At 42.4% G+C, this 14,023-nt stretch carries 13 protein-coding genes and 1 riboswitch; of the genes, 12 read left to right on the forward strand and 1 reads right to left on the reverse strand.

Annotated features, from left to right (window positions below; translation table 11 throughout):
- Positions 1 to 252: 252 nt before the first annotated feature.
- The 9 genes from CYL18_RS14895 to CYL18_RS14935 all read left to right on the forward strand — a co-directional run bounded on the left by CYL18_RS14895 (position 253) and on the right by CYL18_RS14935 (position 9,052).
- Positions 253 to 1,407: an endo-1,4-beta-xylanase gene (locus CYL18_RS14895; protein WP_104850322.1), complete on the forward strand. Its 1,155-nt coding sequence runs from the start codon at positions 253 to 255 to the stop codon at positions 1,405 to 1,407.
- 394 nt (positions 1,408 to 1,801) lie between these two features.
- Entirely contained in the window at positions 1,802 to 2,713 is a 912-nt protein-coding gene (locus CYL18_RS14900) for a dihydrodipicolinate synthase family protein (protein ID WP_104850323.1), read from the forward strand.
- Positions 2,703 to 3,356 (forward strand): SGNH/GDSL hydrolase family protein, encoded by a 654-nt coding sequence (locus tag CYL18_RS14905; RefSeq protein WP_104850324.1) that lies wholly within the window; start codon positions 2,703 to 2,705, stop codon positions 3,354 to 3,356. The genes CYL18_RS14900 and CYL18_RS14905 overlap by 11 nt, the downstream gene beginning before the upstream one ends.
- A 20-nt stretch (positions 3,357 to 3,376) precedes the next feature.
- Positions 3,377 to 4,762 (forward strand): ABC transporter substrate-binding protein, encoded by a 1,386-nt coding sequence (locus CYL18_RS14910; RefSeq protein WP_104850325.1) that lies wholly within the window; start codon positions 3,377 to 3,379, stop codon positions 4,760 to 4,762.
- 85 nt (positions 4,763 to 4,847) lie between these two features.
- Entirely contained in the window at positions 4,848 to 5,714 is an 867-nt protein-coding gene (locus tag CYL18_RS14915) for a carbohydrate ABC transporter permease (protein WP_104850371.1), read from the forward strand.
- A 12-nt stretch (positions 5,715 to 5,726) separates the two neighbouring features.
- Entirely contained in the window at positions 5,727 to 6,575 is an 849-nt protein-coding gene (locus CYL18_RS14920) for a carbohydrate ABC transporter permease (RefSeq protein ID WP_104850326.1), read from the forward strand.
- Positions 6,576 to 6,597: 22 nt separating this feature from the next.
- Entirely contained in the window at positions 6,598 to 7,290 is a 693-nt protein-coding gene (locus tag CYL18_RS14925; protein WP_201741294.1) for an N-acetylmannosamine-6-phosphate 2-epimerase, read from the forward strand.
- Between the two features lie 5 nt (positions 7,291 to 7,295).
- Positions 7,296 to 8,174 (forward strand): ROK family protein, encoded by an 879-nt coding sequence (locus CYL18_RS14930; RefSeq protein ID WP_104850373.1) that lies wholly within the window; start codon positions 7,296 to 7,298, stop codon positions 8,172 to 8,174.
- 23 nt (positions 8,175 to 8,197) lie between these two features.
- A complete protein-coding gene (locus CYL18_RS14935; RefSeq protein WP_104850327.1) occupies positions 8,198 to 9,052 on the forward strand; it encodes a MurR/RpiR family transcriptional regulator in 855 nt (284 codons plus the stop codon).
- 241 nt (positions 9,053 to 9,293) lie between these two features.
- On the opposite strand, the gene CYL18_RS14940 is transcribed toward CYL18_RS14935, so the two are convergent.
- The gene (locus CYL18_RS14940) at positions 9,294 to 10,487 is read right to left on the reverse strand and encodes an MFS transporter (RefSeq protein WP_104850328.1); all 1,194 of its coding nucleotides are present in this window, start codon (positions 10,485 to 10,487) and stop codon (positions 9,294 to 9,296) included.
- Between the two features lie 53 nt (positions 10,488 to 10,540).
- Positions 10,541 to 10,639, reverse strand: a riboswitch (purine riboswitch).
- A 568-nt stretch (positions 10,640 to 11,207) separates the two neighbouring features.
- Between CYL18_RS14940 and CYL18_RS14945 the strand changes: the two genes are divergently transcribed.
- The 3 genes from CYL18_RS14945 (at position 11,208) to CYL18_RS14955 (ending at position 13,903) form a co-directional block, all read left to right on the forward strand.
- On the forward strand, positions 11,208 to 12,194 hold the full coding sequence (locus CYL18_RS14945; protein ID WP_146102852.1) for a DNA/RNA non-specific endonuclease: 987 nt from the start codon (positions 11,208 to 11,210) through the stop codon (positions 12,192 to 12,194).
- A 206-nt stretch (positions 12,195 to 12,400) separates the two neighbouring features.
- The gene (locus tag CYL18_RS14950; RefSeq protein WP_104850329.1) at positions 12,401 to 13,615 is read left to right on the forward strand and encodes an MFS transporter; all 1,215 of its coding nucleotides are present in this window, start codon (positions 12,401 to 12,403) and stop codon (positions 13,613 to 13,615) included.
- Positions 13,616 to 13,696: 81 nt separating this feature from the next.
- Entirely contained in the window at positions 13,697 to 13,903 is a 207-nt protein-coding gene (locus CYL18_RS14955) for a helix-turn-helix transcriptional regulator (protein ID WP_104850375.1), read from the forward strand.
- Positions 13,904 to 14,023: the final 120 nt, after the last annotated feature.

Below are 14,023 nucleotides of genomic sequence, written 5' to 3' on the forward strand. Positions count from 1 at the left end.
CTGCCTCTTGCTTAATGGTTTTTAGGCAGCAGGCTGTTATTCTATTTTTATTTTGTATAAATAATTCTAAATACTTAGTTTGTTTACTAGATAAACAAAGTTTGGTTTGTTATAATCATAATGCGTCAGGAAGATTAGCTGCAAGAATATTTGAAAGCCCTTACAAAAAAGTTTCTGGCCAAAATTAAAATGGAGGGGAGGGCAGTTAACGTTTTTCAGCTCTAAAATAGGAAGATAAGGGGAGATAACATAATGAAATTGCGTAAACCGCTTTTATCAGGAGTAGCTTTAGCATTTTTATTATCTGCTGGTCTGACCAGTGTTTCTGCAGCGGAAAAGAAGCCGATCAGTGCAATGAAAGCACCGGTTGAACTGGATGAACGATATAAAGATTCTTTTGATATAGGGGCTGCTGTTGAGCCGCATATGCTGAATGGGAAGGATGGACAAGTCCTGAAGCGCCATTTTAATAGCTTAGTTGCCGAGAATGTGATGAAGCCGATTAATATCCAGCCAGAGGAAGGGAAGTTTACCTTTAAGGAAGCGGATAAGATTGTCAAATTCGCCAAGAAGAATAAAATGGAGCTGAGATTCCATACGCTTATTTGGCATAGCCAGGTGCCAGAATGGTTCTTCCTTGATAAAGAAGGAAACCAAATGGTCGATGAGACAGATCCTAAGCAAAGAGAGAAGAATAAGCAGCTCTTATTAAAGCGCTTAGAAACGCATGTGAAAACAATCGTCAAGCGATATAAGAATGACATCACCTCATGGGATGTAGTGAATGAAGTGATCGATGAGTACGCTGGAAATGACAAGGGACTCCGAGAGTCGCCATGGTATCAAATCACGGGTACGGATTACATTAAAGTAGCCTTTGAGACTGCTGACAAATATGCCAAAAAAGATGCGAAGCTCTTCATCAATGATTACAACACGGAGGTCGAACCGAAGAGGACCTATCTCTATAACCTAGTCGAGGAGCTCGTTGAAGATGGCGTGCCGATTGACGGAGTTGGCCATCAGGCCCATATCCAAATCGGCTGGCCAACCCTGACAGAAATAGAGGATTCCATTAATATGTTCGCAGACCTTGGTCTTGATAACCAAATCACGGAGCTCGATGTCAGTCTATATGGCTGGCCGCCAAGACCGGCTTATCCAACGTATGATGCCATTCCGGAAAGCGAATTCGAGCGGCAGGCTGTTCGCTATGATCAACTATTTGAACTCTATGAGAAACTCGATGACAAGATCAGCAGTGTGACATTCTGGGGTGTGGCGGATAATCATACATGGCTGAATGACCGTGCCGAGGAATACAATGACGGAGTAGGCGTGGATGCCCCGTTTGTATTTGATAATGAATACAATGTGAAGCCTTCTTATTGGGCGATTATTGATTAAGAGCTGAAGATACATGGAAATGAGATGACTCCAAAGGACCGGGGTCATCTTTTTTGATGTGATAAATAGATAGCCTTTAGTCTTTTTGAATAAAAACTTATCGAATTCCCAGTTTATTCCTCTTCTAATCCTCGAAAATTATTTTCAACCAATCCAGATAGGTAAACCCTCATACCAGCTAAATTTTCCTCGTGAACTGGCAGAAAATGAAGAAATAAAGCTGATGTTCATTTCCTTTAGGAAAACTTCAGCTAATGTATTTTAGCCATTATCCGAGAAAATCGAAATTTTTTCCAAAAAATTTAAATATAAAGAAAATTATTTACAGTTAATCATCACCATGTTATATTGAAATTGGAAATGATAACAAAATATGTTAGAGAGTGTGAGAGAGATGGGATTGGACAAATTTAAAGGAATTTTTCCGGCTTTTTATGCTTGTTATGATGATGCTGGCGAGGTGTCGGAGGAACGCACGAAGGATTTGTGTACGCATCTTTTAGAAAAAGGTGTAAATGGTTTGTATGTAGGCGGAAGCTCAGGCGAATGCATTTATCAGAGCCTGGACGAAAGAAAAGCAACCTTGAGATATGTCGCTGAATGCTTGGAAGGGAAACTCACGCTCATCGCGCATGTTGGGGCGCCGTCAACGAGAGATAGTGTTATCCTGGCTAAATATGCGGAGGAATTAGGATACGATGCCTTATCCGCAATACCGCCGATCTACTTTACGCTACCGGAAAGATCCATTTATACCTATTGGTCTGAGATTATGGATGCGGCAGAACTTCCTTTCATTATCTACAATATCCCGCAAACGACTGGCTATAGCTTGTCTATGAATCTGTTCAAGAAATTGCTGAAGAACGAGAAGGTAATTGGGCTGAAAAATTCATCGATGCCCGTGATGGATATTGAAAGATTTAAGGCGGCTGCTGGTGAGAATTTCATTGTATTCAATGGTCCAGATGAGCAATTCGTCTCCGGCAGACTGATTGGAGCGGATAGCGGGATTGGCGGAACATATGCCGTCATGCCTGAGCTATTGCTGGCAGCAGATAAAGCGGTTACATCCGGCAGCTTTGATGAGGCGAGAAAGATTCAAAAAGAGATCAATGACATTATCATCGCTCTTTGCTCATTGAATGGCTCGATGTATTCGGCCATCAAGGAAGTGCTGAAATTAAAGGGTGTCAACATAGGAAGTGTCCGAGGACCATTAGAACCTGTGAGCGGTGAGGATTTGCACAAAATTGCTGCTATAAAAATTCTTATCGATCGGTCTATTGAAAAATATGCGAACTAACATCACCAGAAAAAGAATCGTTTGCTTTGGAGACTCGAATACATGGGGATTTAATGCGAGCGATGGAGGACGTTTTCCCGAAGGAATACGGTGGACGACTCTATTGGATAGCCTGCTCGGCGATGAGTATCAGGTCGTGGAGGAAGGTCTGTCCGGAAGAACGGCTGTCATGGATGACCCTTTATTTGAAGGATTGAATGGCCATACATATATACATCCCTGTTTGATGAGTCATTCACCCCTTGAGCTTGTCATCATCATGCTTGGAACGAATGATACGAAAGAAAGATTCAGCCTTACGTCCTTTAATATCGCACAAGGAATCACGAGGCTTGCTCTTAAAGCTAAGCAAACAATGGCTGGCCCGAATGGTCAACCTCCCCGTGTGTTAGTCATAGCACCGCCGCCGATTGGAAAAGAGTACAGGAATACGGATGTCGGGAAATCAATGGGGGAGGGCTGTGATCGTAAATCAGCGTCATTAGCCGCCCATCTAGAGGAGCTGTTATCCACCACGGATATCGATTTTCTCGATACAAAAGGCAAGGTTTCGATGAATGAGATTGATTTCATGCATCTCGATGAGGAAGGTCACGAGCTTTTAGCTAAGCTTGTCTTCAATAAGGTTAAGCGTATTTTATAAAAGGATAGGGGGAAAGGTACATGGTTAAAAAACGTTTTTTTGCTTTACTAACCGCCATGCTCATGCTGGCTATTGCTGCGGGATGTTCGAATGACTCTGACAAAACATCTGGCAAGGAAGATGGGCAAGTGGAAATCTCGGTTTGGCTGACACCTCAATGGAAGGGAGTCATGGATGGTTCAGAGGAAGGTGCAGATTATGATAGCTTCTTCAAGCATGCCGGCGAAAAGTTTGCCGAACAGTATGAGGAGCATGATGTAAAAGTCAATGTAGAGGTTATTGCAGGAGACCAGAGGGATGAGCTCTTGAATGTAAACCTTAATGGCGGCACACCTCCTGATGTTTTCTTTGAGAGCGTTTTCGCGATGGGGGATTATGCGCATCGAGGAGCGTTAGCACCTTTGAATGATATTGTCGATGATGAAGCAAAGAAGGATATCCCGCAAAACTACTGGGATAACGTAACGTTCGGGGAGGATATTTACTTCTATCCATTCTCCCATATGCCAGGTACATTAGCATACAATGCCGATATGTTTAAAGCGGCTGGACTTGATAAATTTATTGGTGACGAAAATGAAATTAAATCGTGGACATTAGAAGAATATGAAGAAATCCTCAAGAAATTAAAGAATGATTTGCCGAAAGATAAATACCCAAATGCCTATCCAATGGGCCTATATGCGCTAAATAACCAAGGGGATACATGGAACTTGGCTTACCTAAGAATGTTTGGCAACTCATTCTTTGATAAAGATGGCAACATCACCCTTGATGACGCTGATGGTGTGAAGGCGGCAGAGTGGATGAAAGAAATCTATGATAACGGTTATACCAACCCTGGCGCTGAATCGGTATCCTCCAATGATGCGAACGCCATGTTCCAAAATCAGCAGCTGGCGATTAGCTTCACAAACTCTGTCTTGGCAAGCAATGCAAAAGCAGACATGGAAAGCGGGAAAGCAGCCAAGTTTGATATGAGACTTGCCAATATTCCATCTGAAAATGCCGATCCTCTAACATTCACGTATGTGACAGGCGCAGCTGTATTTAATACAGAAGATGAAACAAGAATGAAGGTCAGCAAGGATTTTGTTAAATTCGTCTCATCTGACCCAGAGCTCGTCAAGGCTTCCAAAAACGGGATTCCGGTAAGAGCTTCGGTTGTAGAAGAATTCAAGGATGATAATCCGCTCTTCGCGGCCTACGATGAGAATGCGAAGTATATGTTTAACTTTACAGGAAATGTTCCTGGATACAACCAATTAAGGCAAGTTCTTTACCCAGAGCTTCAAGCCCTTTTCACGGGTGAGAAGAAAGCTGAGCAAGTCGTGAAGGATTATCAGGAAAAAGGAAATCAAATTATCGAAGAATCAAAAGCTAACTCGGTTATCTATCAGAAGTAAGCCTCCAATGTACTATATTATAACAATCTTAAGCTCTGAAATTGAGCTTAAGATTGTTATAGAAAGGTAAGGGAATACCATGCAGATGAAGAATTCATTGAAGGAAAACATTACTGGGTACCTATTCATTGCCCCGCAGCTTTTACTGTTTCTCGTTTTTATTGTCTATCCCATAATTGAAGGAGTCCGGCTGAGCTTATTTCGAATTAATTACCAGCAAGAGACCTTCATAGGATTTGAGAACTATCAGCGGCTATTCGCTGACCCTGTCTTCATGAAATCAACGCTTAATACCGTGATTTTTGTTGTCTGTATTGTTGCGTTGACTGTCGTGTTTGCTTTATTTGTTGCCTCGGCCGTTTTTGATAAGAATGCGAAGTATGTATCCTTTATCCGAGGCAGCTATTACATACCTGTTATGGTGTCCATGGTGGTAATGAGTATGGTATGGAGCTTTTTGCTTAATCCAGCCAATGGCCTTATCCCGTATGCCGCAAGAGAATTAGAAATGGTTTCTGTGAACTTTCTGGGCGATAAAAGCCTCGTCCTGCCTGTTATCATCTTTATCACCTTTGCGACCAACATCGGTCAAGCCATCATTCTGTATATAGCTTCGATGATAGGCGTTCCGAAGGATGTATTTGAGGCGGCTGAGATTGATGGCGCTAACAGAATGACGATTATCTTTAAAATTCTCATTCCGCTCGTTAAGCCTACGACGATCTATATTATCATTATGAACATCATCGCAGTCTTAAAAATCTTCGTTGTCATCCAGCTTTTGACCGGTGGAGGACCGAATAATGCCTCCACGACACTAATGTACTATTTATATAATAATGCCTTTAAGTATAACCAGCTCGGTATTGCTTCGGCAGTCGGCGTTATTATGTTCTTGATTACCTTATTCTTGTCCATACCACAATTAAGAATGATGTTTAAGAAAGAGTAGGAGGTGAGACGCTTGTTTGGAAACAAAAATAAGAACAAGAAGAAAAAAGAGAAGATAGACATCGTGTTCAACTTGATCGTTATTTTCTTTGCCATTCTGAATTTATTTCCGCTTTACTGGCTGTTCACGAGTTCCTTCAAAAACAGCTCAGATGTCGTGAAAATGCCGCCGGATTGGTTTCCGAAGACGTTTTCATTTCAAAACTATATAGACGTATTCAATAATCAGCCAGCGTTTAAATGGGCCTATAACAGTATATATGTATCACTGGTGGCAACGGTTGCCTTAGTGGTCGTGAGCAGTCTCGCTGCCTATGCCTTTTCTAAGCTGAAGTTTAAGGGAAAGAATATTATCTTTATCATCTTCATTTCAAGCTTGATGGTGCCAAAGGAAGTCATGATTGTGCCTTTGTTCAGGATTATTCAAGATTTTGGCATGGTTAATACGCTGAATGGGATGATATGGCCGAATGTCGCCACCGCTTTTGGTGTCTTTATGCTCAAGGGATTTTTTGACTCCATACCGGATTCCCTGCGTGAATCTGCCAAAATGGATGGCGCGAGTGAGTTTACGATTTTCTATAAAATTATGCTTCCTATGGTGAAGCCGGGAATTGGGGCATTGTTTATTCTTAATTTTGTCCAAGTATGGAATGATTACCTATGGCAGCTAGTTGTCGGCCAAAATGAACAATCCAAGACATTAATGGTCGGGATTGCGACACTGATGCAGGATTTGAATCCTAACTTCGCTTACAAGATGGCTGGAGCCACTGTCGCCGCGGTTCCTATGTTAATCATATTCATCCTATTCCAGAGATACTTCACAAAAGGCATATCGATTGGAGCAGTGAAGGAATAAATTGATAGATGGAGATGGAAAAATGAGCATCAAGAATAAGGTGTTTGAACAACTGGAAGGAAATTTAATCGTATCATGCCAAGCTTTGCCAGATGAACCTCTTCATAGCCCCTATATTATGGGGAAAATGGCGCATGCCGCTCTGCTCGGCGGGGCTAAGGGAATCAGGGCAAATAGCGTTGAGGATATTCGGGAAATCAAAAAGACTGTTAATCTGCCAATCATCGGAATTATCAAGGAAGTCTATGAAGGCTCAGATGTCTTTATCACGCCAACGATGAAGGAGATAGATTTACTCTGTCAGGAAAAGGTAGATATTATCGCGCTGGATGCGACCAAGAGGGTTCGTCCTGATGGGAAGATCATCTCGGAGGTGTTTCCACTCTACCGTGAGAAATATCCTGAGCAGCTGTTTATGGCAGATTGCTCCACGATAGAAGAGGCAGAGGAAGCCTATCGTTTAGGCTTTGATTGTCTCGGGACGACCTTAAGCGGCTATACGGAATATACAAAGGGTAAGGAATTGCCTGATACTGAATTGATTGCCAAAATGGTCGAGCGCTTTGATATTCCCATCATTGCTGAAGGGGGAATCTGGACACCTGAAGAACTAAGGTCAGTCTTTGAACATGGCGTCCATTGCGCGGTTGTCGGGACTGCTATAACACGACCTATGGAAATCACAAAGAAATTCATGAGTGCCATTGAGGGATGATGCAAATGAAGATATTAGGAGTGGACATTGGAGGGACAGCGATCAAAATTGGCCTAGCCGATGATCATGGAAATCTAGCCAGTTTCCGTGAATATTCATATAATAGTAAACTTGGCGGCAAGCATTTAGTCGAAAAATTGATTCAATTTATAGCTGAGAATCCCAGCTTTGACCGAATTGGCATCAGCACGGCCGGACAGGTCAATGTGGAAGACGGATCTATTTTATATGCCAATGATAATATTCCCCGATATACGGGGACGAAATTAAAAGAAATCCTTGAGCGTGAATTCCAGGTTCCGGTTTTGGTTGAGAATGATGCCAATGCTGCCGCAATTGGGGAGGGTTATTTTGGGGGAGGGAAACCGTATGATGATTTCCTCTGTTTAACCTTTGGCACAGGGATTGGGGGAGCAATTGTATTGAATTCCCAAATTTATAGAGGGTATAATGGCATTGCAGCAGAGTTTGGCCATATGATTACCCATCCTCAAGGCAATCCCTGTAACTGTGGAAGAAGCGGATGCTATGAGACCTATGCCTCGACCACCGCTTTGGTGAGAAAAGCAGCTGAAATAGATAAGGAATTAACGAATGGCAAAGCGATTTTCCAAGCTATTGATCAAGGGGATACAAGATTAGAGCCTCTTCTAGATGACTGGGTGACTGAGGTGTCGCTAGGCCTGACATCGTTAATTCATATATTTAACCCTTCCGCTATCATTATCGGCGGAGGAATCATGGAACAAGAAAAACTGGTGGATATGGTGGATAAGAAAGTCAAGGAGCTCATCATGGAGAGTTATTCAGACGTTCAAATCATAAGAGCTGTTCTTGGCAATAAAGCTGGCGTTCTTGGGGCAGCATCCCTCCATCGAAACTAAGAAATAGCAGGGGAGGTGCATAAATGGCATACCAAGATATCTATTCGCTCATTCATTCAAGGTACACTACATTCACGAACACAGAAAAAAAAGTGGCAGATTACATCCTTGCCAACGCAAAAGATGTCCTTTATATGTCGATAACCGATTTAGCGGATGCCTGCTGTGTGGGCGAATCAAGTGTTTTCAGATTCTGCAAATCGATGGATTTAAAAGGATACCAGGAGTTTAAAATTGTTTTGGCTCACAGTGTCTCTTTAGAGGATGAAACCCCGCAGCTGTCTAGTCAAATTACGATGCAGGATACGATACCGGAATTATCGTCTAAAATATTATCGACCAATATAAATGCTTTGACGGAAACCTATAATCTTATAGAAGAGAAGGATATCCAAAGGGCTGCTGAGAGCATGATTAAGGCAGAACGGATTCATTTCTTTGGCGTTGGCTCATCATTAGTGACAGCATTGGAAGCGAAAAGCAAGTTTATGAGAATCACGAACAAAACGGAATGCTCGATTGATTCCCATCTTCAAAGCATGTCCGCTTCGCTGTTAACGGAAAAGGATGTCGCCATTGTGATTTCCTATTCCGGGTCCACAAAGGATACGATTGAAATTGCGAAGACGGCCAAAGAAAAGGGAGCTACCATTATCTCCATCACAAGATTTGCTAAATCGAATCTTACCTATTATTCAGATATCACCTTATTATGCGGCGCGAATGAAGGCCCCCTCCAAGGCGGGAGCCTGACGGCGAAAATTTCACAGCTATATCTCTTAGATCTCCTTTATTTTGCTTATTTTAAAGGAACAAACAAGGAATCAATTTATAATAAAGAGCAAACCGCAAAAGCTGTGGTTGAAAAAATGCTATAGGATAGGATAAATGGCTTCTCATGAGTTCGGTGTTGAACTTGTGGGAGGCTTTTTAATTTGTTTTCGGGTAAAGCTGTGTTTGTGATTGCTTCTGTTAACTCAATTCTGCCATACAGAAACAGGTGAATAATAAGGAATACCCCTTAATAAGAGGCTCTATTGAATGAATCAAGATGAGTCTTCATGAAAAAAGGGCTCCATAAGTCATCAAGACTCATGGAACCCTTCAATTTGAATATTATCAAGCATTCGATTCTTTTAACTCAGAAGCCTTCACATTCTCTTGTCTCACTTTCGTCTTACGTGTGATTGAGAACACCGCACAAGCGAGCGCAACAAGAACAACCGCGCCTCCATACCAAGCTGTGTGTGTCACAGAGCCCGTCTGGTTTAATACGATACCGCCAAACCCGGATCCGAGGGAAATCCCAATTTGCAGGGCTGAGTTGTTGAAGCTTTGCTGAATATCAGCGGTGGCTGGGTCTGTTTCGATTAAATAGCTTTGCTGCGGCGGTGATAGACTCCAGCTGAGCGCTCCCCAAATCAGCATCACAGGGATGAAGACAACCATGGAGAAGGTTGTGAATGGCAATAGGAACAGCACGACCGCAAATGACGCGATGAGGATAATGATACTTTTTTTCGAACCAATCGTGTCAGAGAGCGTGCCTCCCAATGCGCCGCCGCTTACTGCCGCGATCCCGAATAAGAAGTAGAAGATACTGATCCATTTGGCATCCAGATTCATCACCGACTCAAGGAACGGCGTGAAGTAGGCATAAATCGTGTAATGTCCTGCGAGCACAAACATGGTCGCCAGATGGGCACTGCCGATTTTCGGACTTGCTACCGCTTTTAATTGCTGTGACAGAGGCATCGCTTTTTCCCCAGGAATGGATTCCAGGAAAATCGAGACGAGCATAAACGAAACAATCGAAAGAATGGCAATTCCAAGGAAAAGGATACGCCATCCGAATTGCTCCGAGATCAAGATTCCGAGCGGAACACCCATTACAAGTGATGAGCTGATCCCCATTACGACAAGACCGATGGCCTTTGCCCGGTGTGCCGGAGAAACGACTCTGGCAGCGATGACTAAGGATAGGACCATAATCAATGCCGTGCTCATCGCCGTTAATACACGGGCAATCATCATGATGGTGTAGTTCGGGCTGAAGTAGGTCATAATATTGCCAAGGAAGAAGATCGCCATGGAAATAAGGTACACCTTTTTACGGTCGTATTTGTTTGTCATGACCAATAACACGGGTCCGGCGATCGCATAAATAAGGGCAAAGACCGTGATAAGCTGTCCGGCCGAGCTCAAGGAAACATTTAAATCATCCGCGATATTTGGCAGAACCCCGCCGATAATCAGTTCGACCAATCCAACCGCAACCGCTGATATCGCTAGAATTATTACTTTTAAATTCATTGGTTTTAAAACATCCTTTCAGTATGAAAATAAAAAAGTCCTGACTGCAAAAAATGAAATTGTTCATTTTCTGTAGTCAGGACTTTATGGTTCCTGGTAGAGACCCTCACGCCATATTCTGAGGTTATACAGGTTATTATTATTCGTTTGTAAAAGAAGCACACTTTGAATAGTTTACTAGGTGAAAGGAAATTTATCAAGATTTATTTTTCGCTGAAGAAAAATGATGGTATGACTTCAAGTGTAGCTGCAACATTTGTTAAAATAGATGGTAGGAGTCAAATTAACCATTTCACGAATAATACTATGTGAATTATTGAACGAAATAAAAGGTTAGACAATCATCATATGCGTTTTCATGTAAACGTAGAATGCAAGAGTGGTTTTTATTTTGTTTATTGAAAAAGATAAGTGAAGGGGGTATAGTAAATGACCTGGTCCTGATTACTTGGAAGTGGTTTAAGCTATTTTAAGAGAATATCAGAGCCAGAATCAATAACTGAAATGGCCTTTGGCGGTATTGGACATATGCTTGCAGGTAAGGCAGTTGACTTTTCCTAACATGATAATGGGACAGAAATATGAACCTCTGCATGAAGTAGTTTCGTTTTGTAGAGTATTAATAGTAAAAACATATGAATGGGTTTCTCATTTAGCATTTGGATTATTTACATTTTTAATTTTATATTGAAATAGAAACTATTACGGGAGAATTTGAACATGAAAAAGATTTATACCTTTATAGCTTTACTTTTATCAACCGTTCTTATAGTGGGTTGTACAGATACAGACACTGCATCCACAAAAGATGTAGAAACACAGCCACAAGAAGAAACGACCGTTGACACAAATGAAACGAGTCAAAAGGAAGAAACTGAAACGACCGTTACTGAAGAACCAAAAGAAGAACCAACTGAAGAGCCGCAAAAAGAGGAAACACCAGCGCAACAAAATGATGACCTGTTCGCAGGGTACAAACGTATTGAAGTGGACGGCGGCAATTTATCCGGATATCGTCAGCCTAACGTCGTTGTTGACATTGGGTTTGGGGACCGTGAATACTGGGCATTTACGAATGAACACGGGCAACTAGTGCGTGTCGTTGCTGACGAAATCATTCTGCAAGATGACAGCAGTGAACCTGTCACATCGTCTGGCAGATACTATTCTGATGAGGCCAAGGTTCCTGGTGTCGAACGAAGCGACTTAGATGAAGGACATATCATTGCTGATTCCCTCGGAGGGGTATCCAATGCGTATAATATTACCCCGCAGGATAGTACGCTCAACCGACATGGTGACCAGGCCTATATGGAAGACGTGATCCGCAAGGCAGGCGGAGCCACTGATTTTGAAGCGATTATCAAATATCCAAATACGAAAACGCAGATTCCTTCAAGCTATCAGTATACGTATACGGTAAGGGGAAACAAGGTTGTTGATACCTTTGACAATGTGAACCCGGATGAAGTGAACGAATCTCTTGGTTTAACAGAGAGCAAGCCCTCTGAATCAACGGACAGTAAACCTTCTGCATCAACTAGTTCAAGCACAAGCGGAGACCTTTCCAGTGTTGATACAAATGGGAATGGACAGGTGACGATTAAGGAAGCAAAGGATGCAGGATTCAGCATGCCGATTACGAGAGACCATTGGTTATACCCTTATATGCGTGATAATGATAATGACGGTATGGTGGGTGAGTAATCATCTAGAACCTGAACAATGAGCTTGGGATATCCCAAGCTTATTTCATTTGACTTGCTTTTTTGTCAAATACTTTTCGATCGTTCTTGAATATAGGACTAATTAAATGGAATAAGATATAAAATTGGTTTTTCGGATAGATATCCTGCATAATCATTTTGGCAGATGATATGCTTAACCAAATAGATAAGGAATGGTGGAAACGAATGCAAAATTGGAAAAGGCAGGCTGTATTATTCTTGTCGAGCCAAGGTGTGTCCATGTTTGGTTCGTCAATCGTGCAATACGCGATTATGTGGCATCTGACGCTAACGACGCAATCGGGCTTAATCATGACGTTTTATATCATTTGCGGCTTTTTGCCTACATTCTTCCTGTCGCCTTTTGCAGGGGTGTGGGCGGACCGATATAATCGGAAAAAGCTGATTATCAGCGCAGATGGAGGAATTTCGATTGCCACTTTGATTTTGGCGATTTTGTTTTTGAGCGGGATTCAACACATTTGGCTGCTGTTTATTGTCGTGACGATCCGCGCAATTGGAGCGGGTATCCAGACACCGGCGGTCGGGGCGGTATTGCCGCAAATCGTTCCAGAAGAGAAACTAATGAGGGTGAATGGGATTAATGGGACGATTCAATCGATGATTTTCTTCGGAGCACCTTTAATAAGTGCGGCGTTGCTGTCGATTACGACTTTAGAAATGATTCTTTTTGTTGATGTCGTGACAGCGTTGATTGCGATTGTAATCATGTTCTTTTTAAAGCTGAAGCATGTGAGAAATGAAACGGCTAGCATGGGCTATTTGGCTGATTTCACGGCGGGTCTGCGCTATGTGAAGTCCTCGGGCTATCTTAAGTGGTTCTTTATTTATTTCTCGATTCTATTTTTCTTGATGGCGCCCGCATCGTTTTTGACTCCGCTCCAGGTAACACGTGTGTTCGGCGGAGATGTTTGGCGGCTGACAGCGATTGAGCTGACCTTTTCCGTTGGGATGATGATTGGAGGAGCCATTATTGCAGCATGGCAGGGATTCCATAACCGCGTCCATACGATGGTGCTTGGTGCGGCAGTGTTCGGCTTGTGTACAATGTTATTTGGCCTTGTGCCTAATTTCATGATTTATGTGGTCGTCATGGCCATTTGCGGCATCGCGATGCCAATCTTTAACACGCCAACGATGACGATGCTGCAGGAAACTATCGACCCAGCTTACATAGGCCGTGTGTTTGGCTTATTCAGCATGATATCTTCCTCGATGATGCCGATGGGCATGGTTCTTTTCGGTCCGTTAGCAGACGTTATTGATATTAAGTGGATCCTTATCTTTACCGGGGTGATCATGATGATTTTATCGATTGCGATGCTGAAGACGAAGGCACTTGTCAGAGCGGGAGTGAAAAATACCGATCCAGCGATGTGAATGGAAAATGGGGGCTTTCTATCAGGTTTCTATCCTGATGGGAAGCCTCGTTTTATTTCGGAAATGTCAAAAGTTTTTGAAATGAAAAATCATATTAGAGAGTTAAGAAAATCAGCCAAGCTATCACAAGACGAGCTGGCCAAACGTTGCCATGTTTCCAGACAAACCATCAATGCGATTGAGAATGATAAGTACGATCCCACTTTGCAATTAGCCTTTAACATTGCCATGGTATTAGGTACCACTGTTGATCAGCTTTTTATCCATGAATTTGCGAGTGAAACATAAAGACTAATCTGTTTCTGCTTTCCTCGCCAAATAATAAAAGAAACACTGATTCTGTTCGATTAATGACGGATATCAGTGTTTTTTTCTATGCAGTTGGCACATGTTGTTTGGATGAATTTT

It is taken from the genome of Pradoshia eiseniae (assembly GCF_002946355.1).
GTDB classification, from domain to species: domain Bacteria; phylum Bacillota; class Bacilli; order Bacillales; family Pradoshiaceae; genus Pradoshia; species Pradoshia eiseniae.

Coding starts and splice junctions, on each gene's coding strand:
- CYL18_RS14935 (WP_104850327.1), top strand. CDS start 8,198: ATGGCATACCAAGATATCTATTCGCTCATTCATTCAAGGTACACTACA.
- CYL18_RS14930 (WP_104850373.1), top strand. CDS start 7,296: ATGAAGATATTAGGAGTGGACATTGGAGGGACAGCGATCAAAATTGGC.
- CYL18_RS14955 (WP_104850375.1), top strand. CDS start 13,697: ATGAAAAATCATATTAGAGAGTTAAGAAAATCAGCCAAGCTATCACAA.
- CYL18_RS14900 (WP_104850323.1), top strand. CDS start 1,802: ATGGGATTGGACAAATTTAAAGGAATTTTTCCGGCTTTTTATGCTTGT.
- CYL18_RS14950 (WP_104850329.1), top strand. CDS start 12,401: ATGCAAAATTGGAAAAGGCAGGCTGTATTATTCTTGTCGAGCCAAGGT.
- CYL18_RS14945 (WP_146102852.1), top strand. CDS start 11,208: ATGAAAAAGATTTATACCTTTATAGCTTTACTTTTATCAACCGTTCTT.
- CYL18_RS14895 (WP_104850322.1), top strand. CDS start 253: ATGAAATTGCGTAAACCGCTTTTATCAGGAGTAGCTTTAGCATTTTTA.
- CYL18_RS14940 (WP_104850328.1), bottom strand. CDS start 10,487: ATGAATTTAAAAGTAATAATTCTAGCGATATCAGCGGTTGCGGTTGGA.
- CYL18_RS14910 (WP_104850325.1), top strand. CDS start 3,377: ATGGTTAAAAAACGTTTTTTTGCTTTACTAACCGCCATGCTCATGCTG.
- CYL18_RS14915 (WP_104850371.1), top strand. CDS start 4,848: ATGAAGAATTCATTGAAGGAAAACATTACTGGGTACCTATTCATTGCC.
- CYL18_RS14905 (WP_104850324.1), top strand. CDS start 2,703: ATGCGAACTAACATCACCAGAAAAAGAATCGTTTGCTTTGGAGACTCG.
- CYL18_RS14925 (WP_201741294.1), top strand. CDS start 6,598: ATGAGCATCAAGAATAAGGTGTTTGAACAACTGGAAGGAAATTTAATC.